At 72.3% G+C, this 25,998-nt stretch carries 21 protein-coding genes; 9 read left to right on the top strand and 12 right to left on the bottom strand.

All coding sequences use genetic code 11. The annotated features are described in order from the left end of the window. Positions 1-156 precede the first annotated feature (156 nt). Together ACFYT4_RS18630 and ACFYT4_RS18635 are read right to left on the bottom strand one after the other, a co-directional pair. Entirely contained in the window at positions 157-1,692 is a 1,536-nt protein-coding gene (locus ACFYT4_RS18630; RefSeq protein WP_389269724.1) for a leucyl aminopeptidase, read from the bottom strand. A 330-nt stretch (positions 1,693-2,022) separates the two neighbouring features. Then, positions 2,023-2,799, bottom strand: a complete 777-nt coding sequence (locus ACFYT4_RS18635) for an adenosylcobinamide-GDP ribazoletransferase (protein ID WP_389269726.1) — start codon at positions 2,797-2,799, stop codon at positions 2,023-2,025. Positions 2,800-2,912: 113 nt separating this feature from the next. Here ACFYT4_RS18635 and ACFYT4_RS18640 point away from each other — a divergent pair, with 113 nt between their 5' ends. Beyond that, complete coding sequence (locus tag ACFYT4_RS18640; RefSeq protein ID WP_389269728.1) at positions 2,913-3,668, top strand: hypothetical protein; 756 nt, start codon at positions 2,913-2,915, stop codon at positions 3,666-3,668. Here the strand turns inward: ACFYT4_RS18640 and ACFYT4_RS18645 are convergent. The 4 genes from ACFYT4_RS18645 to ACFYT4_RS18660 form a co-directional block, all read right to left on the bottom strand. Further along, positions 3,617-4,321 (bottom strand): hypothetical protein, encoded by a 705-nt coding sequence (locus tag ACFYT4_RS18645; RefSeq protein ID WP_389269729.1) that lies wholly within the window; start codon positions 4,319-4,321, stop codon positions 3,617-3,619. The genes ACFYT4_RS18640 and ACFYT4_RS18645 overlap by 52 nt on opposite strands. Continuing rightward, positions 4,318-6,111 carry a phosphatidylglycerol lysyltransferase domain-containing protein gene (locus tag ACFYT4_RS18650; RefSeq protein ID WP_389269731.1) on the bottom strand — a complete coding sequence of 598 codons (1,794 nt, stop codon included), beginning with the start codon at positions 6,109-6,111 and terminating at the stop codon, positions 4,318-4,320. The genes ACFYT4_RS18645 and ACFYT4_RS18650 overlap by 4 nt, the downstream gene beginning before the upstream one ends. Positions 6,112-6,193: 82 nt before the next feature. Then, the gene (cobT, locus tag ACFYT4_RS18655; protein ID WP_389269733.1) at positions 6,194-7,288 is read right to left on the bottom strand and encodes a nicotinate-nucleotide--dimethylbenzimidazole phosphoribosyltransferase; all 1,095 of its coding nucleotides are present in this window, start codon (positions 7,286-7,288) and stop codon (positions 6,194-6,196) included. A gap of 29 nt (positions 7,289-7,317) precedes the next feature. Then, on the bottom strand, positions 7,318-8,517 hold the full coding sequence (locus ACFYT4_RS18660) for a bifunctional adenosylcobinamide kinase/adenosylcobinamide-phosphate guanylyltransferase (protein ID WP_389269735.1): 1,200 nt from the start codon (positions 8,515-8,517) through the stop codon (positions 7,318-7,320). A 90-nt stretch (positions 8,518-8,607) separates the two neighbouring features. Here ACFYT4_RS18660 and ACFYT4_RS18665 point away from each other — a divergent pair, with 90 nt between their 5' ends. Further along, the gene (locus tag ACFYT4_RS18665) at positions 8,608-8,811 is read left to right on the top strand and encodes a hypothetical protein (protein ID WP_389269737.1); all 204 of its coding nucleotides are present in this window, start codon (positions 8,608-8,610) and stop codon (positions 8,809-8,811) included. 444 nt (positions 8,812-9,255) lie between these two features. Here the strand turns inward: ACFYT4_RS18665 and ACFYT4_RS18670 are convergent, their stop codons facing one another. From ACFYT4_RS18670 to ACFYT4_RS18685, 4 genes are all read right to left on the bottom strand, one after another. Next, the gene (locus tag ACFYT4_RS18670) at positions 9,256-10,344 is read right to left on the bottom strand and encodes a S1C family serine protease (protein WP_389269739.1); all 1,089 of its coding nucleotides are present in this window, start codon (positions 10,342-10,344) and stop codon (positions 9,256-9,258) included. A 157-nt stretch (positions 10,345-10,501) separates the two neighbouring features. Next, positions 10,502-12,415 (bottom strand): ABC transporter ATP-binding protein, encoded by a 1,914-nt coding sequence (locus tag ACFYT4_RS18675; RefSeq protein ID WP_389269851.1) that lies wholly within the window; start codon positions 12,413-12,415, stop codon positions 10,502-10,504. 268 nt (positions 12,416-12,683) lie between these two features. After that, positions 12,684-13,427 carry a class I SAM-dependent methyltransferase gene (locus tag ACFYT4_RS18680; RefSeq protein ID WP_389269741.1) on the bottom strand — a complete coding sequence of 248 codons (744 nt, stop codon included), beginning with the start codon at positions 13,425-13,427 and terminating at the stop codon, positions 12,684-12,686. A gap of 44 nt (positions 13,428-13,471) precedes the next feature. Then, positions 13,472-14,068 (bottom strand): DUF3043 domain-containing protein, encoded by a 597-nt coding sequence (locus ACFYT4_RS18685; RefSeq protein WP_389269743.1) that lies wholly within the window; start codon positions 14,066-14,068, stop codon positions 13,472-13,474. Positions 14,069-14,413: 345 nt separating this feature from the next. Between ACFYT4_RS18685 and ACFYT4_RS18690 the strand changes: the two genes are divergently transcribed. The 6 genes from ACFYT4_RS18690 (at position 14,414) to ACFYT4_RS18715 (ending at position 22,138) form a co-directional block, all read left to right on the top strand. Further along, positions 14,414-15,217 carry a PspA/IM30 family protein gene (locus ACFYT4_RS18690; protein WP_389269745.1) on the top strand — a complete coding sequence of 268 codons (804 nt, stop codon included), beginning with the start codon at positions 14,414-14,416 and terminating at the stop codon, positions 15,215-15,217. A gap of 174 nt (positions 15,218-15,391) precedes the next feature. After that, entirely contained in the window at positions 15,392-15,670 is a 279-nt protein-coding gene (locus ACFYT4_RS18695) for a hypothetical protein (RefSeq protein WP_389269747.1), read from the top strand. Between the two features lie 416 nt (positions 15,671-16,086). Next, on the top strand, positions 16,087-17,352 hold the full coding sequence (locus ACFYT4_RS18700) for a sensor histidine kinase (protein WP_389269749.1): 1,266 nt from the start codon (positions 16,087-16,089) through the stop codon (positions 17,350-17,352). Continuing rightward, on the top strand, positions 17,349-18,035 hold the full coding sequence (locus ACFYT4_RS18705; RefSeq protein ID WP_389269751.1) for a response regulator: 687 nt from the start codon (positions 17,349-17,351) through the stop codon (positions 18,033-18,035). The genes ACFYT4_RS18700 and ACFYT4_RS18705 overlap by 4 nt, the downstream gene beginning before the upstream one ends. A 181-nt stretch (positions 18,036-18,216) precedes the next feature. Beyond that, positions 18,217-21,357 carry an efflux RND transporter permease subunit gene (locus ACFYT4_RS18710; protein ID WP_389269753.1) on the top strand — a complete coding sequence of 1,047 codons (3,141 nt, stop codon included), beginning with the start codon at positions 18,217-18,219 and terminating at the stop codon, positions 21,355-21,357. A gap of 103 nt (positions 21,358-21,460) precedes the next feature. Then, a complete protein-coding gene (locus ACFYT4_RS18715; RefSeq protein ID WP_389269755.1) occupies positions 21,461-22,138 on the top strand; it encodes an alpha/beta fold hydrolase in 678 nt (225 codons plus the stop codon). Positions 22,139-22,283: 145 nt separating this feature from the next. Here ACFYT4_RS18715 and nadA read toward each other — a convergent pair whose 3' ends face one another. Continuing rightward, positions 22,284-23,480: a quinolinate synthase NadA gene (nadA, locus tag ACFYT4_RS18720; protein WP_389269757.1), complete on the bottom strand. Its 1,197-nt coding sequence runs from the start codon at positions 23,478-23,480 to the stop codon at positions 22,284-22,286. 282 nt (positions 23,481-23,762) lie between these two features. Here nadA and ACFYT4_RS18725 point away from each other — a divergent pair, with 282 nt between their 5' ends. Continuing rightward, positions 23,763-24,119: an iron-sulfur cluster assembly accessory protein gene (locus ACFYT4_RS18725; protein WP_389269853.1), complete on the top strand. Its 357-nt coding sequence runs from the start codon at positions 23,763-23,765 to the stop codon at positions 24,117-24,119. Positions 24,120-24,269: 150 nt separating this feature from the next. Here the strand turns inward: ACFYT4_RS18725 and ACFYT4_RS18730 are convergent, their stop codons facing one another. Continuing rightward, positions 24,270-25,922, bottom strand: coding sequence for a hypothetical protein (locus ACFYT4_RS18730; RefSeq protein WP_389269759.1), 1,653 nt, complete (start codon positions 25,920-25,922; stop codon positions 24,270-24,272). Positions 25,923-25,998 lie beyond the last annotated feature (76 nt).

Raw genomic sequence — 25,998 nt, forward strand, 5'->3', positions numbered from 1 at the left:
TCACGGGTTACCCGTCCGTAGAACATCGGGACGTGCCGATCGATTCCGGCGAGAATGTCATGTCGGGGACATTTCGTTGAGAGCGAACGCCCCGGCGGGGACGGCGGCGGCCCCGGGCGCGTGGCCCGGGACCGTGACGACCGGGGTTCCCGGGGCTCAGCCGAGGTCGCCGGAGGCCATCCGCTCGGCCAGCCTCACCAGCGTACGGACCGAGGATCCGGTGCCGCCCTTCGGCGTGTAGCCGTACGGCGCGCTCTCGTGGAACGCCGGGCCCGCGATGTCCAGGTGCGCCCAGGTGATGCCCTCGCCCACGAACTCCTGGAGGAACAGTCCGGCCACCAGCCCGCTGCCCATCCGCTCGCCCATGTTGGAGATGTCGGCGGTCGGGGAGTCCATGCCCTTGCGCAGTTCGGCGGGGAGCGGCATCGGCCAGGACTGCTCGCCGACCTCGCCGGCGATCTCGTGCACGGCGGTACGGAAGGCGTCGTCGTTGGCCATGACACCGAAGGTGCGGTGGCCGAGCGCCAGCACCATCGCGCCGGTCAGGGTCGCCACGTCCACGATCGCGTCCGGCTTCTCCTCGGACGCCTTCCACAGCGCGTCCGCGAGGACGAGCCGGCCCTCCGCGTCGGTGTTCAGCACCTCGACCGTCTTGCCGCTGTACATGCGCAGCACATCACCGGGGCGGGTGGCCGAGCCGGACGGCATGTTCTCGGCGAGCGCGAGCCAGCAGGTGACGTTGACCGGGAGGCCGAGCCGGGCGACCGCGATGACGGCGGCGAACACCGCGGCGGCGCCGCTCATGTCGCACTTCATCGTCTCGTTGTGACCGGCGGGCTTGAGGGAGATGCCGCCCGAGTCGTAGGTGATGCCCTTGCCGACCAGCGCGAGCGTCTTGGCCGCCTTGGCGTGGGTGTAGGTGAGCTTGACCAGGCGCGGCGGGTTCTGCGATCCCTGACCGACGCCGACGATTCCACCGAAACCGCCCTTGACCAGCGCCTTCTCGTCCAGGATCTGGACCTTGACGCCGTTCTCCTTGCCCGCGGCGGCGGCCACGGCCGCAAAAGCCTCGGGGGTGAGGTCGTTCGGCGGGGTGTTGATCAGGTCGCGGGCGCGGTTGACCTCCTCGGTGAGGGCGATCGCGCGCTCGGCCACGGCCTTGTACGCCTTGTCGCGCGGCTTGGCGCCCAGCAGGGCGACCTCGGCGAGCGGCTGCTTGGGCCCGCCGTTCTTCGTGGCCTTCCCGCCGCCCTGGTAGACGGTGAAGGCGTACGCGCCCAGCAGCGCGCCCTCGGCGATCGCCCCGGCGTCCCCGGCCGAGCCGATGGGCAGCGCGAACGCGGCCTTCTTCGAGCCGGCGAGCGCGCGGGCGGCGGTGCCCGCGGCGCGGCGCAGCGACTCGGCCGCGTACCCGGCGCTCTTCTGGGCGTTCTCCGGCACCGGCCCGAGGCCGACGGCGATGACGACGGGTGCCTTGAGGCCGGACGGGGAGGGGAGCTTGGTCGCCTCGCCCTCGGCGCCGGACGCGCCCATGGTCTCCAGTACGGACGCGAGCTTTCCGTCGAACGCCTTGTCCACGGCCTCGGCGCCCGGCGCGACCACCAGGCCCTTGGCGCCCTTCGCGACCCCGACGACAAGAGCGTCGGCGCGCAGAGTCGCCGCGCCGGCGGTGCTGAGAGTGAGAGCAGTCACGGTGGTGATTTCTCGCTTCCGTTTGAGTTCCTGGGCCTGTCAGGGCCGTCGAGGGTGCGGCGGTCTGCCGGCATCCCGCCGGACAAAAGCCTACGCGCGGTCGGATCCATCGCTCACGGCGGCGGCCGTTCACTCTTCCGTGGCCTTTGTTTCACGTCGGGGCCGAAAACCGTGAACACCCGGGCCCGCTCGCCGCGTCGGGCGGGGGAGCCGGGGGCTGCTCCGTGTCGTGTCCGGGGGGCTTCTGCCGCGTACCCGGCCCGAACCGCCCGCGCCGCCTGCGGAAACCGCTCGCGCCGCCCCGCCGAAACCGCCCGCCTGCCCGGCGACTTACGGACCGAGGACCAGCACCACCAGCGCCGCCGTCGCCGCCGTCTCCGCCAGCGCCCCGAACACATCGCCCGTCACCCCGCCGAAGCGCCGTACGCAGTGCCGCAGCAGCAACTGGGCCGCCGCGAGCGCGGCGAGGACCGCGAGCGCCTGGTGCAGCGCGCCGTATCCGCCGCTCAGCGCGCCCGCGCCCGCGCAGACCGCGGTGACCAGCGCGGCGAGCGCCACCGCCGCGGGCCGCGGGACGGCTTCCGCGACCGCCGCGCCCAGCCCTCCCGGGCGGGCCGCCGGGACACCGCCGCGGGCCGCCAGGGTCAGGGCGAGCCGGGCGGCGACGGCCGAGACCGTCACGGCGAGGGCACCGGAGGGCCAGCCCTCGCCGTACAGCGCGGCGACGGCCAGGATCTGCGCGAGCAGGGTGAACAGCAGGGTGATCACACCGAACGGCCCGATGTCCGACCGCTTCATGACCGCCAGCGCGTCCTCGGCGGGCCTGCCGCTGCCGAGTCCGTCGGCGGTGTCCGCGAGCCCGTCGAGATGGAGTCCCCGGGTGAGGACGGCCGGGACGGCGACGGTGGCCACGGCCGCGAGCGGCGCCCCCGAGCCCGCCAGCAGGAACAACCCGCCGACCCCGCCCGCGAACAGCCCCACGACCAGACCGGCCAGCGGGGCGCACAGCATGCCGGCCCGCGCCGCGTCCCGGTCCCACCGGGTGACGCGGACCGGGAGCGCCGTCAGGGTCCCGAAGGCAAAACGCAGACCGGCCAGATCACTCACGGGCGAAGGGTAGCCCGGTGCACCGGGCGGGCGACTCGCCGGGCGGAAGCCGCCGACGGTCCCCCACGGGTTAAATTGCGCATAAGTTGGGCGAATAGGGGAGTACTCGACATATGGGCAACTGGTTGTACGACAACATCATCGAGCCGGGGAAGCTCCCGATGCTCCTCGCCCTGGCCTCCTTCGTCCTCACCTTCCTCATCACCCGGGCCGTCACCCGGCTGATCCGCGCGGGCCGGGGGCCCTTCCGGAACATCACGCCCGGCGGGGTGCACATCCACCATGTGGTCCCCGGGGTGATCCTCACCGTCGTCGGGGGCTTCGGCGCGGTCGGCAGCGGACGCCACGGACCCGCCGCGGCCGTCTGCGCGATCCTCTTCGGGATCGGCGCGGGGCTGGTACTCGACGAGTTCGCGCTGATCGTCCATCTCGACGACGTCTACTGGACCGAGGAGGGCCGCAGAAGCGTGGAGGTCGTGGTCCTGGCCGCCGCCCTCGCGCTGCTGGTCCTCGGCGGCTTCTCCCCTCTCGGCGTCGACTCGCTCACCCCGGACGAACGGCAGAACCGCGCCACGGTCATCGGCACCCTGCTGCTGAATCTGGTCCTCGTGCTGATCACCTTCGTCAAGGGCAAACCGAGGATGGCGCTCATCAGCATTCTCGTCCCGTTCGTCGCCCTCTTCGGGGCCGTACGGCTCGCCCGGCCCAACTCGCTCTGGGCCCGGAGGTTCTACCACAACCGGCACAGGGCCCGCGCCCGGGCCGCGCTGCGCTCCTACCGGCACGACCGCCGCTGGACCGCGCCCCGGCGGAGGTTTCAGGATCTGATCGGCGGCGCGCCCGACCGGCTGCGTTCGCGCAAGCGCTGAGACGGCCGCCGCTGCCAGGCCTCGGCGACCGCGCACAGCACCAGCGCGGCCGCGATCGCCGCGAGATGCTCCTTGCCCGCGAGATTGGGTTTGACGATCACTTCGACGACCATCGCCACGACCACCAGGGCGCCCGTGAACCAGGCCCGGAAGCACCAGCAGACGACGACGGCGAGTCCCACGACCGCGGCCGACGGTCCCGTGTCCACGATCCGCGCGTCACCGGCCGGCAGCCCGAAGGGGCCGTCAGGGCCGACCGCGATGCCGATCCGCGCGTACAGGGTCCCGGCGAGTGTGGAGACGTACGCGACGACCAGGGTCCGCCGGGGCCCCAGACAGATCTCGGCGATCCCGAACACCAGCAGGATCTGCGCCAGCGCCCCCCACACGGGAAGGTCGAGCGCGGGCACGAACAGCGACAGGGGGGTACGGAGCAGGGCGAGCCACAGCGGGTCCTCGGCCCGGACGAAGCCGATATCGCGGACGAAGCCGTAGCCCCAGCTCTGGTTCTGGGTGATCTGGAAGAGGGCGGTGAGACAGGCCGCCGAGAGCGTCATCGGGACCGCCCGCCACCCGCGGGCGGCGAGGGCCGTCCGCAGGGCCGCGTACAGGGGCCCCCACTCGCGCCGCGCGAAGGCGCTCGGGGTGTTCAACGCCTGGTCTCCAGGTGCCTGCGGTGCAGCCACTTGGGCAGTCCGGGCGCCTCCAGGAAGCCCTCGGCGCGGCCCGCCGCGAGGCCGATGCGCAGCAGATCGGCGCTCTTCTCGAAGAGCAGGAAGCGGGGCTCCCAGATGGGCCGGTACTTGGCGTTGGCGCGGTACAGCGACTCGATCTGCCACCAGCGGGAGAAGAAGGTCAGCAGGGAGCGCCACAGCCGCAGCACCGGGCCCGCGCCGAGCCGGGAGCCGCGTTCGAAGACGGACCGGAACATCGCGAAGTTCAGCGACACCTGCCCGATGCCGATGTCGGCCGCGCGCTCCAGGAGTTCGATGACCATGAACTCCATCAGGCCGTTCTCGGAGTCGCGGTCACGGCGCATCAGATCGAGCGAGAGCCCCTTGGGGCCCCAGGGCACAAAGCTCAGCACCGCCCGCAGTTCGCCCTCGCCGTCGGTGCATTCGAGCATCACGCACCGGCCGTCGCCCGGGTCGCCGAGCCGGCCGAGCGCCATGGAGAAGCCGCGTTCGGTGGCGCCGTCGCGCCAGTCGTCGGCGCGCCGGACCAGGTGGTCCATCTCGTCGGGCGGGATCTCCTCGTGGCGGCGGATCCGCACCTCGTAGCCGGCGCGCTTCACCCGGTTGTACGCCTGGCGCACGGTCCGCATGGCGCGCCCCTCCAGGGTGAACTCGGCGGTCTCGACGATCGCCTCGTCGCCCAGCTCCAGGGCGTCCAGGCCGTGCCGGGCGTAGATCGTCCCGGCTTCCTCGCTCGCGCCCATGACCGCGGGGATCCAGCCGTGTTCCCGGGCCTGGGCGAGCCAGGGCTCGATCGCGCCGGGCCATGCCTCGGGGTCGCCGATGGGGTCGCCGGAGGCCAGCGCGACCCCGCCGACGACCCGGTAGGCGACGGCTGCCTTGCCGGTGGGGGACCAGACGACGCTCTTCTCCCGGCGCAGCGCGAAGTAGCCGAGCGAGTCACGGTCTCCCTGGCGCTGGAGCAGCACCCGCAGCCGTTCCTCGTCGTCCTCGGTGAGCGGGTCGACGGCACGGCGGGAGCGGAAGGCCGCGTACAGCACGGCGAGCAGCAGCAGGGTGGACAGGACGTTGATGACGACGTCGACCCAGCCGGGGGTGTTGATGCCCGGGTAGCGGGAGTCGTCGGCGGCCAGCGTGACCAGCCGCATCGCCGCATAGCGCCAGCGCTCGGGGAAGGTGGAGCCGGAGTCCGCCGTGTTGGTGGCGGCGACGAGGACGGTCGCCGCCAGCGAGGTGACCAGCAGCCCTCCGGCGGCGACGGCCGCGGCCAGCCGGGGGTTGGAGCGGTCGCCCTTCGCGTAGAACTCCCGGCGGCCCAGCAGCAGCGCCGCCGTGAACGCGGCGGACAGCCCGAACGACACCCAGTTCTGGGGATGTGACCGCACCTCGGCGTCCAGCGCGAGGGCGAGGCCGAAGAGCACCAGGAAGAGCCCGCACAGAACGGTGTTGAGGATCCACGCGGCCCGTTTGCGGCGGCGCATGGTGATCGCGAGGAAGAGCGTGAAGGCGCCGGAGGCGAAGCCCGCGGTCAGCAGGTACGGAGTGAAGTAGCTGTCGATGTTGTGCCGGCGGATGTCCTGCCCGAACGAGACCCACACGGCGCTCAGCAGGTTGATGAAGGTCACCGCCCGCAGGTACCAGACCGCGAACGCGGCTCCGCGCCGTGAGCGGGGTGTGCGTTGACTCGTGCCAGTGGTCGTCGTGCGGCTCGTCGCTTCGCCGATGCTGATCAAACGGACCTCTCCCATGAAAAGCGATCATATGGGGCATCGCGGATCATGGTGGGCGAGGGAACGGCCGCCGTGGTCAGTGGCGGCCGCACCCGGCGCGTCAGTCCGTGTCGCTCTCCGCCTCCGCCGGTTCCGGTTCCTTCTCCGGTTCCTCGCGTTCCGGCAGCTCCGCCGCGAGCGCGGCGGCCGCCTGGACGAGGGGAAGGGCCAGCAATGCTCCGGTTCCTTCTCCCACAGTGACGCCCTGGTCCAGCAGCGGGTTGAGCGCCATCCGGTCCAGCGCCTTTGCCTGGGCGGGCTCACCGCTCAGCTGACCGGCCAGCCACCAGTCCGGCGCCCGGAACGCCGCCCGCTGCCCCACCAGCGCGCAGGCCGCCGAGACGACCCCGTCCAGGATCACCGGCATCCGGCGCACCGCGCTCTGGAGCAGGAACCCGGTCGTCGCCGCGAGATCCGCGCCCCCCACCGCCGCCAGGAGTTCCAGCTGGTCGCCGAGCACCGGCCGCGCCCGCCGCAGCGCGTCCCGGACCGCCGCGCACTTGCGCATCCACGCCAGATCGTCGATGCCCGCGCCACCGCGCCCGGTGACCACCGAGGCGTCCGTACCGCACAGCGCCGCGATCAGCGTGGACGCGGGTGTGGTTCCGCCGACGCTCAGGTCCCCGAGCACCACCAGATCGGTGCCCGCGTCGGCCTCCTCGTCCGCCACGGCCATGCCCAGGCGTACGGCGGCCTCCGCCTCGGCGGCCGTGAGCGCGTCCTCGATGTCGATCCGGCCGCTGCCGCGCCGCACCCGGTGGCGTACCACGTCCTGCGGCAGCAGTGCGGGATCGCAGTCGAGTCCGGCGTCGACGATCCGCACCGGCACGCCCGTCCGGCGGGCCAGTACGGCGACGGGGCTCGCGCCCTCCAGCACCCGGCGCACCAGCAGGTGGGCGGAGCCCGGTTCCCGCCCGGACACCCCCAGTCCGGCGACCCCGTGGTCGGCGGCGAAGAGCACCACTCGCGGACGCTCGACGGCCTTCACCGGCACGGACGCCTGCGCGGCCGACAGCCACTCGCCCAGCTCGTCCAGGCGGCCGAGGGAGCCGGGCGGGACGATCAGCCGCTCCCTGCGCTCCTCGGCGTCACGCCTGACGCCACCGTCGGGACGCTCGATCAGATCGGAGAAGTCGTCGAGATTCAGCCTGCTCATTCGCCGAACAGTACCGGCTGGGCCGAACGTCACGACCGCAGGACCAGGGCCTGGCCCGCGACCACCAGCAGCACATGCTCGCACTCCGCGGCGAAGGCCGCGTTGAGCCGGCCCAGCTCGTCGCGGAACCGCCGCCCCGAGGCCGTCGCCGGAACCACTCCCGACCCGGCCTCATTGGTCACCGCCACCACCGTGCGCGGGGTCTCCCGCACGGCCGTGACCAGTTCGGCGACCCGCTCCCGCAGCGCGCGCTCGCCGTCCGCCCGCCAGGTCGCGTCGTCCCACGCCCCCACCCGGTCCATCGCGTCGGTCAGCCACAGCGACAGACAGTCGATCAGCAGCGCCGGGCCGTCCTCCGCCAGCAGCGGGACGAGGTCGCAGGTCTCCTCCGTACGCCAGGACCCGGGGCGGCGCTCGCGGTGCAGCGCGACCCGCTCGGCCCACTCGGTGTCGCCCTCCCGGAGCCCGCCGGTCGCGATGTACAGCACCTCGGGGAAGGACTCCAGCCGGCGTTCCGCCTCGACGGACTTGCCCGAGCGCGCGCCCCCGGTGACCAGGGTCCGGCGCGGCACGTCCGGCACCGCGTGGTACTCCCCGACGATCAGCGTCGTCCCGTCGGGCACCGCGCGCGCCCCCGCCGCCGCCAGCCTGCGGTCCAGTTCGGGACCGCCCGGCACGTCGTGGTCGAGATGCACCGCGATCACATCGGTGGTCGCGCCGATCGCGCCGGCCGCCCGCAGCCGCGCGATCGCGTCCGGCCGCCCCACGACGTCCGCGACGACCATCTCGTACGCGGCGAGCCCCTCCGCCAGACCGGCCGGAGCGGCGCCCGGCGGCAGATACAGCAGCCGGTCGCCGTCGGGTGAGGTCACCTCGTACCCCGTACCGGGATGGTCCATCGGCACCGCGCGCACCCGGTGTCCGCTGATCAGTGTCAGCACCCGCCCGTCGGGGACGCGCCCCGCCGGGGGAAGACCGGCGGGCAGCTCCACCGCCGGGCCGTTGTGAGGGTGCGTCAGCAGCACCTGCCGTACGCCGACGAGCGAGTGCCCCGCCCTCGCGGCGGCCAGCGCGGCTCCGGGGGTGAGATCGAGCAGCAGCGCACCGTCGACGAGCAGCGCCGTCGCGGCCCGCGCGCGAGGCCCCCGGGCGAGGGCGCAGACGGCGCACGGACAGTCGGACCGGGGCAGCCCGGCGGGTGCGCCGGTACCGAGCAGAGTGAGTTCCACTCCTCGATCCTCCCGCGTCCCCCCGCCCGCTGCCCGCCCGGATACGCTGCGGGCAGGACGGAGATCACCGAAGGTCCCTGGGAGGCGCACATGGCATGGACGTGGCGATTCGAGAAGTCCGACGGAACGGAGGTCCAGCCGGCGGTCGAGCCGGACGAGTTCACGACCCAGGGCGACGCCGAGTCGTGGATCGGCGAGTACTGGAAGGAACTCCGTGAAGGCGGCGCGGACCAGGTGACCCTCTCCGAGGACTCCACCAGGATCTACGGCCCGATGAGTCTCCACGCGGAGTGAGCCACGGCCCGGGGGCGGGGGCGGCTTCCGAGCATCCGGCCCCCGGGGTTCCGCCGCGGCCGGTGCGCGCCCGCATCCCGTGCGGCGGCCGGTCCGGGCCCCGGCACCCGCCCCCGGTCACCCCGGTTCCGTTCCCGGCCCCTGTCCCGGGTTCCCCCGGTTCCGTTCCCGTCTCCGCCGTCCGCCCCCGGCCGGCCCCCGGAGGTTCCGCCCGGGTTCCGCTTCCCTGTCCCGGGTTCCGCTTTCCCGCCTCGCCCCTGCCTTCCGCTAGGGCGTGTATCGAAAGTAGCGCCGTCCGCCCGGAGGGCGGGGCCTGCGGCGTCCGGTGCGTGCAATCGCAAGGCGGAGGGTCGCCCTCGTACTGGACGTACTTGGGTGATTCCGACAACGCAGCGAGTGTGCGTGCTGGGCGTCGCAGGCCAGGCGGGACTTTCGATACACGCCCTAGATCTCGCCCAGCGTGACGTTCGTGGTCCTGCGCTCGCCCTGGCGGGTGTACGCCACCCTCACCGTGTCCCCGGGATTGTCCGACGCCAGCGCCTCCGCGAGCGAGGTGATCGTCGTGATCCGCGCGGAGCCCACCCGCGTGATGATGTCCCCCGGCCGCAGGCCCGCCTTGTCCGCGGGGCCGCCCGGCTCCACGTCGACGACCGCGGCCCCCGACGGCTGGTAGTTGTCGTCGAGGACCGTACGGGCCGTGATCCCGAGCGCCGCCCGGCCCGAGTGCGTGACCTTGCCGGTCTTGATGATCTGGTCGGCGACCGTCTTCACCATCGAGACGGGGATCGCGAAACCGATCCCGGGCGCCGCGCTGTTGCCCAGTTGCGGATCCGTCGCCGCGAGGGTCGGGATACCGATGACCTCGCTGTCCAGATTGACCAGCGCGCCCCCGCTGTTGCCCGGGTTGATCGCCGCCGAGGTCTGCACCATGTTGCCGATCGTCGCTCCCGTGCCCCCGCCCGAGGCGCTCTCGGTCACCGTGCGGCCGAGGCCCGAGACGATGCCCTGGGTCACGCTGCTGGACAGGCCGAGCGGTGACCCCATGGCCAGCACGATCTGGCCCACCTCCACCGCCGCCGAATCGCCGAACCGCGCGGGCTTCAGCCCCGCCGGAACCCGGTCCAGCCTGATCACGGCCAGATCCTGCTGCGGATAGGAGGAGACCAGCTTGGCGGGCAGCGGCTCCTCGCCCGTCGCGACCGTGACCAGGAAGCTCTTGGTCTGGTCGATCACATGCGCATTGGTGATCACATGGCCCTTGCCGTCGTACACGATGCCCGAGCCCAGATTGTCCCCCGCCTCGATCTGGACGACCGACGGCAGCACATTTCTGATCACGGTCTCGTAGTCGCTCTGGAGGTCGTTGGTCGCCTTGGGCACGACCGCCCGCGTCGAACTCTCCGGCACGGTGGCCTCCGAGCCGGAGGAGCAGCCGCCGATCAGGACGGTGGCGGATATCGCGGCGGTGAGCGACAGCAGGAGCCGGCGGACATGGCGGGAGGAGCGAGAGGGGTGCTCGGGGAGTCCATCCATAGGGGGAGTGTCCCTTTTGTCTCCACCGGTCGGCCTGTGGTACGCCTCCGATCAGGTGGTGTCCGGCGGGAAGCGCACCGCCCGCCGGCGGGTCACGGCACCCGCCGACGGGTCGTACCGTCCGTGAGACGGCCGCTCCGTCCGACAGGGCCGGCGCTCAGCCCGCCGTGACCTCCGGCGCCGAGGTGTCCGGGGTAGCGGTGGCGTCCGGGCCGCCGGCGGCACCCGGAGCCCGGGGCGCCCCCACGGCCTCGGCGGCCCGGGACGCCCCCGAGGCTTCCGCCGCCCCTGCCCCGGCCGTTCCCGCTCCCGCCCCGGGCTCCGACGCCAGGAACTGCGTCGCCGCCAGCTCCCCGTACAGCGGATCCCCGGCCACCAGCTCGGCGTGCGTCCCCACCGCCCGTACCTTCCCCGCGTCCATGACCACGATCCGGTCCGCCAGCGTCACCGTGGACAGCCGGTGCGCCACCACCAGGACCGTCACCTCGCGGGACACCTCGGCCACCACGTCCCGCAGCGCCATCTCGTTGACCGCGTCGAGCTGCGAGGTCGCCTCGTCCAGCAGAAGCAGCCGGGGCCGCCGCAGCAGCGCCCGCGCGATCGCCACCCGCTGGCGCTCACCGCCCGACAGCTTGGAGCCGCGGTGGCCGACCACCGTCTCCAGCCCGTCGGGCAGCCGGTCCACGAGCGCGTCCAGCCGGGCCCGTACGAGAACGTCCCGGATCTCGTCGCCCGTCACCTCCGGCGCGGCGAAGACGAGATTGTCGCGCAGGGTCCCCGCCAGTACGGGCGCGTCCTGCTCGACATAGCCGATCGCGGCCCGCAGCTCCGCCAGGGGCCAGTCGCGCACATCCCGCCCGTCGACCAGGATCCGGCCGCCGTCCGCCTCGTAGAACCGCTCGATCAGGCCGAACACCGTCGTCTTGCCCGCACCCGAGGGGCCCACGAACGCCGTCATGCCCGGGCCGGGTACGGAGAAGGTGACGCCGTGATGCACAGAGGGCAGGTCCTCCCGGTAGCGGAAGGTCACCTCCTCGAAGGCCACCGACGAGGGCCCGTCCACGGGCCGCACCGCCGCGCCCGGGCCCCCGCCCGTCGCCCGCCCCGTGTCCAGCTCCTCCGTCTCCAGCCGCTCCGCCTCCACGATCCGCGCGATCGCCGCCGATCCCACCTGGTACTGCGTGGCCGCCTCCACCAGCTTCGACACCGGGTCGATCAGATAGAAGAGGAACAGCAGGAACGCCACCAGCGTCGACACCGAGATCGCGCCGGACGCCACCCGCGCCCCGCCGATGCCCAGCACCGCCAGGAACGACACCTGTACCGCGAGCCCCACCGACGACCAGGCCACGGACTGCCACTTCGCCGACCGGACGCCGTGCCGCCACGCCTCCCGGGCCGCGTCCGCCACGATCGCCGTCTCGCGCTCCTCCGCACCGGACGCCTTGACCGTACGGAACGCCCCGAACGCCCGCTCCAGCACCGTGGAGATCTCGCCGACGGCCGCCTGCGCCCGCTGGGTGGACCGCGAGATCTGCGGCATGACCAGGGCGACACAGCCGCCGATCAGCACGATCACCCCGAGCGTGACACCGAGGAGCACCGCGTCCATCAGCCCCATCAGCACGATCGTGGCCACGAAGGCGAGCCCCCCGGTGACCGCGGACACCAGCGACTGGGTGGTCACCGCCTTCAGCAGGGTGGTGTCGGACGTGACCCGGGACATCAGATCGCCCGGCTGGGTCCGCTCCACCTCCGGCAGCCGCAGCCGCAGCAGCCGCCCGATCAGGGTCCGGCGCGCGGCCAGCACCACGGACTCGGCGGTGCGCTCCAGGATGTACGCGCCCACCGCCTCGATCGCCGTGCCGATCACCACCAGACCCGTGAGCAGGATCAGCACCCCGGTGATCGAGCCGTCCTCGCCGAGCCGTTCCACCAGGGACTTCGCGGCGAGCGGCTGGGCGAGCCCGGCGACCGTGCCGACCAGGGCCAGCGCCGCGCCGAGCAGGACGGTCCAGCGGTGCGGCCGGAAGTGCGTGTACAGGGCGCGCCAGGTCTCGCGGGCGGGCAGCTTGCGCGTGGGGTCCGGGGACAGCCGCGCCGGGTCCTTGGCAGGCGTGCCCGCCGCGCCGCCGGCCGTGCCGTTCACGGGGTGACCGGCGCCGGTGGTCCCGGGGTCGTCATTTCGGGTGGTGTCTGCGGTGCTCACTTGAAGGAGGACGCATCGGGGGCTCCGCCGCCTGAGCGGCCGGGGCAACTCTCCGTGTCGCCGCGTACCGCCGTCGTGCCGGACGAGGTTTCCCGGGGCCGGCGGCCGTCCCGGCGGGTGGGGCGCGGTGTCAGCCGCGTACGCCGCACAGATGCAGCAGCGCGGCCACCCGGCGGTACGGCTCCGTGCGGCCCGCCCGGTCCTCGGCGGTCAGCAGCCGCTCCAGTTCGTCCGCGGCCGGGATGACGGTGTCGACGCCCCAGTCGGTGAAGACCTGCACCCCGTACCAGGCGTGCAGCGGCGCCGCGATCCCCGCGAGCGTCGAGGTCAGCGCGTCGAGCCGGTCGGCCCGCAGGGCCACGCCCCGGCCGTCGGAGTACAGGTCCGACTCCAGGGCGGCCAGTGTTCCGCTCCAGTCCCCGCCGAGTCCCGGGCCCATGGCCAGCGCGTCCGCGTTCCGTACGAGAAGGGACAGCAGCCCGCCCGGTGCCAGCATCCTGGCCAGACCCGCGAGCATCGCGTCCGGCTCCGGGGAGGACATCAGGACTCCGTGGCAGAGCACCACGTCGAAGCTGCCCGGCAGGAAGTGCACCCCGGTGTCGTGGCCGTCGCCCTCCAGCAGCCGCACCCGGTCGCGGATGCCGGCGGGCTCGGTGGACAGCGACTCCTGGGCCGTCCGCAGCAGCCCGGGGTCGGACTCCAGGCCGGTGACCGTGTGCCCCGCCCGGGCCAGCCGCAGCGCCTGCGCGCCCCGGCCCATGCCCACGTCGAGGATCCGCAGCCGCTGCCCCACCGGGTAGCGGGCGACTATCTGCTCGTCGAGCTGCCGGGCGAGCAGCTCCTGGCGGACGGTGTCGCGCAGCCCTCCGGGCACGACGGGACCACCCGGGGCGTCCGCGACACCGGGGGCCTCAGTGCTCAGGGTCGCTCTCCGCGCTTGACCTGCGGCTTCGGCAGACGCAGCCGGCGCATCTGGAGCGTACGCATCAGACCGTAGGCGACCGCGCCGCGCTTGGGGTCGTCGGGGAACCGCTCCCTCAGCTGCTTCTTCAGCCGCATCGCCAGACCTGCCGAGTCCACCAGGATCATCACGATGACACCGAGCCAGAGCAGCAGCGCGATGTTCTGGAGCTGGCCGACACGGACCATGCTCGCGATGAGGATGACCACGGCCATCGGCAGGAAGAACTCCGCGACGCAGAAGCGCGAGTCGACGAAGTCACGGACGAAGCGGCGCACCTCGCCCTTGTCACGGGCCGGCAGATACCGCTCGTCACCGCTGGCGAGGGCCTCGCGCTGGCGCGCCATGTCCGCGCGCCTCGCCTCCCGCTGGCGCTTTGCCGCCGCCTTGCGGTCGAGTGGCGTCGTGGCGGCACGACGGCGCTGGCTCTGGGCCTCGCTCCGCTTGGGAGTGGGGCGGCCCTTAGGGGCCTGGGGGTCGCGGGGATGCTGGGAGAGGTCCGCCGTCACCTGGTCGGTGGGGGACTTCTCCGTCTTGGCACGGCTACGGAACACAAAACCCAAGGGTAAGGGGTGGCGTGCATGGACCCAACGCCGGAGGGGAACGATCCCGCAACACCGTACGTCTGCAGGGGAGAGAAGGGCGGCGCGGGACAGGGAGCCGGAGGGCTCGGGTCCGGACGCCGGCCGCGGTGGCCCCGGCGGGCCTGCGCGGGCGGTTCCCGGTGATGTCCCTGACGGTCATCTACTCCTTGCGCCGGATCGGGAGCAGTCCGCAGTCGTCCTTGGGGAGGAGCGCATCCGCGCTCGAACAGTGCGGTAATGGATGCAGGGCCCGTACTGTGGGTTCTGTTGGAGTGCTGGAGCCGTAGTCCGTCATGAAGGGGGCGCGCGAAGCCCATGAGCGGTGTCATGAAGCGTATGGGGATGATCTTCCGCGCGAAGGCAAACAAGGCCCTTGACCGGGCCGAGGATCCGCGCGAGACCCTCGATTACTCGTACCAGAAGCAGCTGGAGCTGCTCCAGAAGGTGCGCCGCGGAGTCGCCGATGTGGCGACCTCCCGCAAGCGCCTGGAGCTCCAGCTCAACCAGTTGCAGGGACAGTCCTCCAAGCTGGAGGACCAGGGCCGCAAGGCGCTGGCGCTCGGCCGTGAGGACCTGGCGCGCGAGGCGCTCTCCCGCCGCGCCGCGCTCCAGCAGCAGGTCACCGACCTGGAGACGCAGCACACCACGCTGCAGGGCGAGGAGGAGAAGCTCACCCTCGCGGCACAGCGCCTCCAGGCCAAGGTCGACGCCTTCCGCACCAAGAAGGAGACGATCAAGGCCACCTACACCGCCGCGCAGGCCCAGACCCGGATCGGGGAGGCGTTCTCCGGCATCTCGGAGGAGATGGGCGACGTCGGGCTCGCGATCCAGCGGGCCGAGGACAAGACCGCCCAGCTCCAGGCGCGGGCGGGCGCGATCGACGAGCTGCTCGCCTCGGGCGCGCTCGACGACCCGAGCGGGATGGCGAAGGACGACATCGCCGCCGAGCTGGACCGTATCTCCGGTGGTACGGATGTGGAGCTGGAGCTCCAGCGGATGAAGGCCGAGCTGGCGGGCGGCAGCGGCTCCTCGCAGCAGGCGATCGAGGGCGGCACCGCCACTCCGCAGGACGCCCAGGGACAGCAGAACAGCGCCAGGCCCAATTTCGACAAGCACTGAGCGAAACCGGCGGAAGCCGGCAGAAACCAGCAGAAGTCGATAAGTGCCGACAAGCGCCGACAAGCACCCGACAAGCACTGAGGACGCGCCCGTGAGGGCACCGGCGGCCTTCGGCCGGCGACCGTCGCCGGCCGGCCGGTGACACCCCCCGGGACCGAGCAGTAGGGACTCGTCATGATCGTACGGATCATGGGGGAGGGTCAGGTGAAGCTGGCGGACAGCCACTTCGCCGAACTGAACAGGCTCGACGACGAGCTGCTGGCGGAGATGGAACAGGGCGACGGCCCCGGTTTCCGCCGGACGCTCGCCGCGCTCCTGGAGCGCGTCCGGGAGCTGGGGGAGCCGGTGCCGGACGACTTCCTGGAGCCGTCGGAGCTGATCCTCCCCGCTCCGGGAGCCACCCTGGAGGACGTCCGGGAGATGCTCGGCGACGGCGGGCTCATCCCCGGCTGACCCCCGGCCCCCAGACCCCACCCGGCCCACGCGGCCCTCGCATTCCAACAGCGTGCCCCGCCCCGGAGCCCCCGGAGCGGGGCACGTGCGCGTCGGGCGGCGTACCCCCGCCGGGCCCGTACGCGTCCAGGGGCACACCCCTTCCCGGGGGCGGGGCCGTTCACGGGCGTACACCGCCTGACCGCGGGCACAGCGCCTCACACCGCGCACGGGCCGCGGGCGCGACGGCGCCGGGAGGCGGCGAGGCGACCGGGTGCGTGCCCCGGCCCGGCCCCCGCGCCTGCCACTGCTTCCCGCGCCCGTTACGCCCTTCCTCCCGCGCACTCGCCACGGCCCCCGCCCACACCTCCCGGGATCCCCGCGTCCGTACGCCTGAACGGCCGTCGGGCACCCAGGTGCCGCGACACGCCGTACCGTTGCCTGATGTGACCTCCCTCGCCACCCGGTTCGCCCGCGCCCAGCGCTGGCTCCGCGAGCACCCCCTGGCGCTCGACGCCGCACTCGCCGTGATCGTGCTGGCCGGCATGGTCCTGGGTTCCTTCGCGGAGCCGTACGGAAAGCACGGGCCGGAGTTCGGCGCCCGCACCCCCGGCGCACTCACCCTGGTGCTGCTTGTCCTGGCGTCCGCGGCGCTCGTCTACCGCCGCCGCCGGCCGGTGTGCGTGCTGGTCCTCGCCGGAGCCCTGGCCGTGGTCGAGCTGATCCTCGCCGATCGGCCGGCCCCGGTCGCGATGGCCGCCGTGATCGCGCTCTACACCGTCGCCTCCCGCACCGACCGGCCCACCACCTGGCGGGTCGGCCTCCTCACGATGACCGTGCTCACCGGCGCCGCGATGTTCTTCGGCACCACCCCCTGGTACACCCAGGAGAACCTGGGCATCTTCGCCTGGACCGGGATGGCGGCGGCCGCCGGTGACGCCGTGCGCAGCAGACGGGCGTTCGTCGACGCGATCCGGGAGCGCGCCGACCGTGCCGAGCGGACCCGTGAGGAGGAGGCCCGCCGCCGGGTCGCCGAGGAGCGCCTGCGTATCGCCCGGGACCTCCACGACGTCGTCGCCCATCACATCGCCCTGGTCAATGTGCAGGCGGGCGTTGCCGCGCATGTCATGGACAAGCGCCCCGACCAGGCCAAGGAGGCGCTCGCGCATGTGCGGGAGGCCAGCCGCTCCGCGCTCAACGAACTGCGCGCCACCGTGGGGCTGCTGCGGCAGTCCGGTGACCCGGAGGCACCCACCGAACCCGCCCCCGGCCTCGGCGTTCTCGACCAACTGGTCACCACCTTCCGGCAGTCGGGTCTGGCGGTGGAGGTGGCCCGTGCCGACGAGGGGGTCCGGCGTCCCGCTGCCGTCGACCTCGCCGCGTACCGGATCATCCAGGAGGCGCTGACCAATGTGCGCAAGCACGCGGGCCCGGACGCCAAGGCCGAGGTGAGCGTGATCCGCGTGGGCGCGACCCTGGAGGTCACGGTGCTGGACAACGGCACCACCCCGGACACCCACACCGTCCGGCCCTACGCCCCCGGTGCCCCCGCCCACCAGCGCGGCGGCGGCCACGGCCTCCTCGGCATGCGCGAACGTGTCTCCGCCCTCGGCGGCCGGCTCAGCGCGGGCCCCCGGTACGGCGGTGGTTTCCGGGTACAGGCGATACTGCCCCTGAAAGCGCGCACGGGGGAGGACGCATGACGATCAGGGTGCTGCTCGCCGACGACCAGGCACTGCTGCGCAGTGCCTTCCGGGTCCTGGTGGACTCGGAACCGGACATGGCCGTGGTCGGGGAGGCCGCGGACGGCGCCGAGGCCGTCGCCCTCGCCCGTTCCGAACAGGCCGATGTCGTCCTCATGGACATCCGGATGCCCGGTACGGACGGCCTCGCCGCCACCCGGATGATCAGCGCCGACCCGGCACTGGCCCATGTCCGGATCGTCATGCTGACGACCTTCGAAGTGGACGAGTACGTCGTCCAGTCCCTGCGCGCCGGGGCGTCGGGCTTCCTCGGCAAGGGCGCCGAGCCGGACGAACTCCTCAGCGCCATCCGTATCGCCGCCGCCGGCGAGGCGCTGCTGTCGCCCGTCGCCACCAAGGGGCTGATCGCCAAGTTCCTCGCGCAGGGCGGCGGGCGGGACGACGACCCGGACTCCGCGACCTACTCCGAGCGCCTCGAAGCGCTCACCGTGCGCGAGCGCGAGGTCCTCGTCCTGGTCGCCGGCGGCCACACCAACGACGAGATCGCCGAACGCCTCGCGGTGAGCCCGCTGACCGTGAAGACCCATGTGAACCGCGCCATGGCCAAATTGGGCGCCCGCGACCGCGCCCAGCTCGTCGTCATCGCCTATGAATCGGGTCTGGTCCGCCCGAGGTCGGACTGATCCGACACCGCGGTGTACTCCAGCTGCGGTATACGCGAGATAAAGAAACGAGACCTGCGGGCGACGGGTCCGCCATCCTCATGGCTGATCGTATAAGCGGGCCACCGACTGTGCCCGACGCCACACAGTACGCCTGTCGTCCGGCGCCTTCCTGCCGCGTAAGTCACAGAAGAGAGACCTCATGTCCTGGCTGTCGAGATTCAGCCTGAAGCAACGAGCCCTGGTCGGGCTGATGTCGATCGTGGCGATCGTCTTCGGCGCGATCGCCATCCCCCAGCTCAAACAGCAGCTGCTGCCGTCCATCGAACTCCCGATGGTGTCGGTGCTCGCCCCCTACCAGGGCGCGTCCCCCGATGTGGTCGAGAAGCAGGTCGTCGAGCCGCTGGAGAGCTCGATCAAGGCCGTCGACGGCATCAAGAGCATCACCTCCACGGCGAGCGAGGGCAACGCCGTGATCATGGCCGGCTTCGAGTACGGGGACGGCACCAAGCAACTCGTCGCCGACGTCCAGCAGGCCGTGAACCGGGCGAGCGCCCAACTGCCCGACGACGTCGACCCGCAGGTGATCGCCGGCTCCACGGACGACATCCCGACCGTCGTCCTCGCCGTCACCTCCGACAAGGACCAGCAGGCGCTCGCCGATCAGCTGGAGCGCACCGTCGTCCCCGCCCTGGAGGACATCGACGGCGTCGGCCAGGTCTCCATCGACGGCGTCCAGGACCTCCAGGTCTCGGTCACCCCCTACGAGGCGAGGCTCCGCGCCGCCGGTCTCGGGGTCGGCGCGATCGGCGAGGCGCTGAAGGCGGGCGGCGCGACCATGCCGGCCGGTTCCTTCAGCGAGGGGGGCCAGAACCTCAACGTCCAGGTCGGCAACGGCTTCTCCAGCCTCCGCCAGATCGCGGACGTACGGATCCCCTCGGCGGCACCCAGGGGCAAGCCTGTCCGCCTCGGCGACATCGCCAAGGTCGAGCAGACCCCGTCCACCGCGGTCTCCCTCACCCGTACGAACGGCAGGCCGAGCCTCGCCGTCCTCGCGACCATGGACAACGACGGCAGCGCCGTCGCCATCTCCGACGCGGTCCGGGACAAGCTGCCCGATCTGCGCAAGGACCTGGGCTCCGGCGCCGAACTGACCGTCGTCTCCGACCAGGGCCCGGCGGTCTCCAAGTCGATCTCCGGACTGACCACCGAGGGCGCCCTCGGCCTTCTCTTCGCCGTGATCGTCATCCTGGTCTTCCTGGCCTCGCTGCGCTCCACCCTGGTCACCGCGGTCTCCATCCCGCTGTCCGTGGTGCTGGCGCTGATCGTGCTGTGGACCCGCGACCTGTCGCTCAACATGCTCACCCTCGGCGCGCTCACCATCGCCATCGGCCGGGTCGTCGACGACTCGATCGTGGTCCTGGAGAACATCAAGCGCCACCTCGGCTACGGCGAGGAGCGCGAGAGCGCGATCATCAACGCGGTGAAGGAGGTCGCCGGCGCGGTCACCGCCTCGACGCTGACCACCGTCGCCGTGTTCCTGCCGATCGGTCTGACCGGCGGCATGATCGGCGAGCTGTTCGGCTCGTTCTCGCTCACCGTCTCCGCCGCCCTGCTGGCCTCCCTCCTCGTCTCGCTCACCGTGGTGCCGGTGCTGTCGTTCTGGTTCCTGCGCGCGCCGAAGGCCGTCCGCGGCATGGACCCGGACGAGGCCCGCCGGATCGCGGAGGAGAAGGAGGAGCGCAGCAGGCTCCAGCGCACGTACATCCCGGTCCTGCGCTTCGCCACCCGCCGCCGGATCACCAGCGTCGCCCTCGCGGTCGTCATCCTCTTCGGCACCTTCGGCATGGCCGGTCTGCTGAAGACGAACTTCTTCGACCAGGGCGAGCAGGAGGTCATGTCGATCAAGCAGGAGCTGCCCCCGGGCACCAGCCTGGAGGCGTCCGACGCCGCGGCGAAGAAGGTCGAGGGCGTACTCGACGGCATCGACGAGCTGGAGAACTACCAGGTCACCGTCGGCTCCTCCGGCTTCATGGCCGCCTTCGGCGGCGGCACCGGCGCCAACCAGGCGTCGTACCAGATGACCCTGAAGGACGCGGCCGACTACGAGAAGACCCGCGACCGCATCGACGCCGAACTGGCCAAGCTCGACGGCATCGGCGACACCACCATCGCGGCCGGCGACGGATTCGGCAGCCAGGACCTGAGCGTCGTCGTCAAGGCCGCCGACCCGGACACCCTGAAGTCCGCCTCCGAGGCGGTACGCGAGGAGGTCGCCGGTCTCAAGGACGTCACCGACGTCCAGAGCGACCTGGCGCAGAGCGTCCCGAGGATCTCGGTCAAGGCCAACGCCAACGCGGTGGCGGCCGGCTTCAACGACACCACCCTCGGCATGGCCGTCACCCAGGCCGTGCGCGGCACCCCCACGGCCAAGGCGATCCTCGACAACACCGAGCGCGATGTCGTCATCACCTCCGCCAAGCCCGCGAGGACCATCGCGGAACTGCGGAACCTGCCCCTCGGGGCGGTGACGCTCGGGCAGGTCGCCGAGGTGAAGCAGGTGCCCGGCCCGGTCTCCATGACCCGTATCGACGGCGCCCGCGCCGCCACGATCACGGCGAAGCCGACCGGTGACAACACGGGCGCGGTCAGCTCCGCGCTCCAGTCCAAGCTGAAGTCCCTCGACCTGCCGGAGGGCGCCACGGCCTCCATCGGCGGTGTGTCGGAGGACCAGGACGAGGCGTTCGGCGCGCTGGGCCTGGCGATGCTCGCGGCGATCGCGATCGTCTTCATGCTGCTGGTCGCCACCTTCCGCTCGCTGGTGCAGCCGCTGATCCTGCTGGTCTCCATCCCGTTCGCGGCGACCGGCGCGATCGGTCTGCTGGTCATCACCGGCACTCCGATGGGTGTCCCGGCGATGATCGGCATGCTGATGCTGATCGGCATCGTCGTCACCAACGCGATCGTGCTGATCGACCTCATCAACCAGTACCGCGCACAGGGACTCGGCGTCGTCGAGTCCGTCATCGAGGGCGGGCGGCACCGGCTGCGCCCGATTCTGATGACCGCCCTGGCGACGATCTGCGCCCTGCTCCCGATGGCCCTGGGCGTCACGGGCGAGGGCGGCTTCATCGCCAAGCCGCTGGCGGTGGTCGTGATCGGCGGTCTGATCACCTCCACGCTGCTCACGCTGCTGCTCGTGCCGACGCTGTACGCGATGGTGGAGCTGCGCAAGGAGCGGCGCGCGAAGAAGAAGGCCGCGAAGCGCGCGAAGTCGGGCGACGACCTGCCGCCCGAGGTCTCGGACGCCGACGCGGACGCGCTGGCCTCGGCCGACCTGTAGCGCAGATCCGGTGAACACGCCCGGTCCGGGCCCCTTCGGGAGCCCGGACCGGGCTTTCGTGCGCCACGATGGGGTCCTCTGGCCCCTTCCGCAGGAGCGTCGTATGACGGAGTACCTCCTCATCCCCGGCGCCGACGGCCGCGCCTGGTACTGGCACCGGGTGGTGCCCGAGCTGCGCGCCCGGGGGCACGAGGCCATCGCCGTCGATCTGCCCGAGGACAACACCGCGGATCTGGCCGACTACACCGACGCGGTGGTCGACCAGCTCGGTGCGCCCCCCGGCAGGCTGGTCGTCGTCGCCCAGTCGCTGTCGGGTTTCATCGCGCCCCTGGTCTGCGAGCGGATCTCGGTCGAGCGTCTGATCCTGGTCAACGCGATGGTCCCCGCGCCCGGTGAGACGGCGGGCCAGTGGTGGGCCAACACGGGCCAGCCGCAGGCCCGCCGGGCCCTCGCGGTCCGCGACGGCCGCGACCCCGACGCCCCGTTCGACCCGCTCGTCGACTTCTTCCACGACGTCCCGCCCGAGGTCACCGCCGAGGCGATGACCTCCCCGCCCGGGGGCCCGTCCGAGGCACTGTTCGCGGATCCCTGGCCCCTGCCGTCCTGGCCGGGGATCCCCACCCGCTTCCTCCAGTCCCGCGACGACCGCTTCTTCCCCGCGGACTTCCAGCGCCGCACGGTCGCCGCCCGCCTGGGCATCCCGGTCGAGATCCTCCCCGGCGGCCATCTGGTCGCGCTCAGCCGCCCCTCGGAACTCACGGACTGGATCTGCGAAACCTAAGGGCAGTCCCGTCCCCGCCACGGCAGCCCCGGCCCCGCCGGCGTGTGAGGCGCGGGTCCGGGCGGAGCCCCGGCGAGGGCCCGGGCGACGAAGGGGGCGCTCCGGTCGCGACGACCGGAGCGCCCCCTTCCTGTTCCGCCACCCGCTACGGCAGCGCCAGCATCCGCTCCAGCGCCAGCTTCGCGAAGCTCTCCGTCTCCTTGTCGACCTGGACACGGTTCACCAGCGATCCCTCCGCCAGCGACTCCAGCGCCCACACCAGGTGGGGCAGATCGATGCGGTTCATGGTCGAGCAGAAGCAGACCGTCCTGTCGAGGAAGACGACCTCCTTGTCGGGGTGCGCCGCCGCCACCCGGCGCACCAGGTTCAGCTCGGTGCCGATCGCCCACTGGGAACCGGCCGGGGCCGCCTCCAGCGTCTTGATGATGTACTCCGTCGAGCCGACGTAGTCCGCCTCCGCCACGACCTCGTGCTTGCACTCGGGGTGCACGAGCACATTCACCCCCGGGATCCGCTCCCGTACCTCACGGACCGAATCCAGCGAGAAGCGCCCGTGCACCGAGCAGTGCCCGCGCCACAGGATCATCTTCGCCGCGCGCAACTGCTCCGTGGTCAGCCCGCCGTTCGGCTTGTGCGGGTTGTAGACCACGCAGTCGTCGAGCGACAGACCCAGGTCCCGTACGGCGGTGTTGCGCCCGAGGTGCTGGTCCGGCAGGAAGAGGATCTTCTCGCCCTGCTCGAAGGCCCACTCCAGGGCCCGCTGCGCATTGGACGAGGTGCAGATCGTGCCGCCGTGCTTCCCGGTGAACGCCTTGATGTCCGCCGAGGAGTTCATGTACGAGACGGGTACGACCTGCTCGGCGATACCGGCGTCGGTCAGCGCGTCCCAGCACTCGGCGACCTGTTCGGCCGTCGCCATGTCGGCCATGGAACAGCCCGCCGCGAGGTCCGGCAGGACGACCTTCTGGTCGTCGGAGGTGAGGATGTCCGCGGACTCCGCCATGAAGTGCACACCGCAGAAGACGATGTACTCGGCCTCCGGCCGCGCCGCCGCGTCCTTCGCCAGCTTGAAGGAGTCTCCGGTGACGTCGGCGAACTGGATGACCTCGTCGCGTTGGTAGTGGTGGCCGAGGATGAAGACCTTGTCGCCGAGCTTCTCCTTGGCGGCACGTGCGCGTTCCACCAGATCCGGGTCGGACGGGGACGGCAGGTCGCCGGGGCACTCCACGCCGCGCTCGCTCCTCGGGTCGGCCTCACGGCCGAGGAGCAGCAGGGCGAGGGGCGTCGGCTGTACGTCGAGCAGGGCGTCCTGCGGCTCCGTACGGGCTTGGGCGGTGGTCACGACACACACCCTTTCTATTTCTGCACAGACCTTTATCGTCTACTTGACGTTATCTATCATAACCGCTTCACGTCAGTTTGACGATGGCCATAGCGTCGATGTGACGCACCCCCCGGCTCCACGCCGTGTCCCCAGCCCAGGCGGTGTGCGAGCATAAGAAGGGAAAGAGGGGCCACGGGCGCGGAATGAATCCGCGGCCTCGCCGGTTGCAATCGTCGGCAAGCAGTCTCCGTACATCGCCCTGCCTCTGGTGGGGACACCATCCCGGGAGTGATGAAGCAGATGTCCGTATCGGACGAGACCACCACCGTGAGCGACGGCATCCTCCTGTCCGACGCCGCCGCGGCCAAGGTGAAGGCCCTGCTGGACCAGGAAGGCCGGGACGACCTGGCGCTGCGTGTCGCCGTACAGCCCGGTGGCTGCTCCGGCCTGCGCTATCAGCTGTTCTTCGACGAGCGTTCGCTCGACGGCGATGTCGTCAAGGACTTCGGCGGCGTGAAGGTCGTGACCGACCGGATGAGCGCTCCGTACCTGGGCGGTGCCTCCATCGACTTCGTCGACACCATCGAGAAGCAGGGCTTCACCATCGACAACCCGAACGCGACCGGGTCCTGCGCCTGCGGCGACTCCTTCAACTGAGCGGCACACCGGGCCGGGGCGACGCCCGGCCGGCGTACGCGACAGAGGCGGCGGTTCCCTTCCGGGACCGCCGCCTCCGCCGTATCTCCGCGAGCCGTGTCTGTGCGAGCCGTACCCCTGTGAGCCGTTTCTCCGTGAGCCGTTTGCCGCTCAGCCGGTGCCGGGCTTGATCGCCTTCCCCGTCCTCGCGTCCACGACCTCGCGGTCACCCAGGGGCGCGTCCAGCGTCACCTTCGCCGTCACCGGCACGGCGACGGCGATGCACACGCGCCCGGGGTCGGGGTGCGACTCGGTGATGGTCACCCGCACCTGACGGCCGGTCTCGCTCGCCTTCGCGCCGTACGCGGCGCATACCCCGCCGGTGAACCGGACCGTCAGCGTCCGCCCCTGCACGGTGTACGACTCCACCGACTGGCCCGGCAGGGCACGGGACGGTCCGTCCGGGTCCGGCGCCGGACGGGCCGGCCCGGTGCCCGTGCCCGGCGCGGTCGGCAACGGCGACACCTCCGGCGTCCCGGGCGCGTCCGGCGACGGCGGAGTGCTCTGCACCAGATACCCGGGCTCCACCGCGACCTGGGCGATCGTGGACGACGGCGCCGCACCACCGGGCGCGATCCGGAACAGCCACGACGGTACGAGGGACGGCTTCCCGTCCGCATGCAGCGCGGACAGCCCGAAGACGGCCTTGTCGACGGTCAGCCGCTCGGCCGGCTCCGGCGGGAGGCCGCCGCAACCGAGCCGGTCCCGCGTCGTGTCCCCGGGGGACGCCGGCGGAGGACAGCCGGGAGCGCACGCCCGGGCAGGTCCCTTAGCCGTTTCCTTGCCGCCGCCCTCGCCCAGCGGCATCGGCGTGGCACAGACGGGGACATCGCAGGGGTTCATTCCGCCCGCCCCGCCGCTCCGGCCCCCGCCCGTGGGGCAGTCGGCGGGCTCGGCCGCACCGCCTCCACGGGCGGCGGTGTTCAGCCGCGCGAGCGCGTCGTCCGCGGAGATCACGGGATACGTAGCCCGCGCGCGGGGCTCCTTCAACTGCCCGCCCCCGCCGACCACCCGGCCGTCCGCGCCGATCTGGATCCCGGTGGTCCAGCCGTGCGTCGGCAGACCACCGACCACCGGCTCCGCGTTCACCACCCGGATGGCGCCCATCACCTGACCGGCGTCCACGGCGGCGTCGCTCTGCCCCAGCGCCTTCAGCACGGGGGCGGCGGCATGCTTCGCGGCCTTCTCGCTCACCGGAGGGACACCGTCCGGACTGGTGGGCCCGCTCGCCGTCGTACCGGAGGCACAGACATCGGTCCTCGGGCAGGCGTCACCACGGGGAGCGGGACCGAACCCCCCGTACGTCCAGGTGCCCGGGGCGGCGGCACTCACCTGGAGCACCGGTCCCGAACCGTCCTTGTCGCCACCGGCCTTCCACACCGAACCCGTCCGCCGGGGGGAGCCGGGCAGGCCGAGCGCCTGCGCGAGCCGGCGCACCTCGTCCTCGGTGACCGTGCCCTCCGGGCGGTGTACAGAGGCCCTGTCCGGGCCGTCCGGCAGGGCGCCCTTCACCCGGTAGCCGGATCCGGGGCCGGGGTGGGGCTCACCGGGCGCGATCCCCAAGGCGCCCGTCGGCGTGGGGCTCACCGACAGCCTCGGCGGCTCCCCGCTCCGGGCGTCCGGGCCGTCGCCGGCTCCGAAACCCGCGGTGGCGAGATACGTGCCGCCCCCGCCCGCCACGACGAGTACCGCCGCCACGAGCGAGGCCACCAGCGGTGAACGCCAACGGCGTCCGCTGTCCTCGTCGGTCTTCGTGCCGCTCACCGCATCGCTCCCTGTCCCCTGTGCCCGGTCCCGCCCCCTGATGCGGGGTCACGCATGGGACGGGACAAGGGCGCGC

This window comes from Streptomyces sp. NPDC004609 (assembly GCF_042873655.1).
GTDB lineage: Bacteria > Actinomycetota > Actinomycetes > Streptomycetales > Streptomycetaceae > Streptomyces.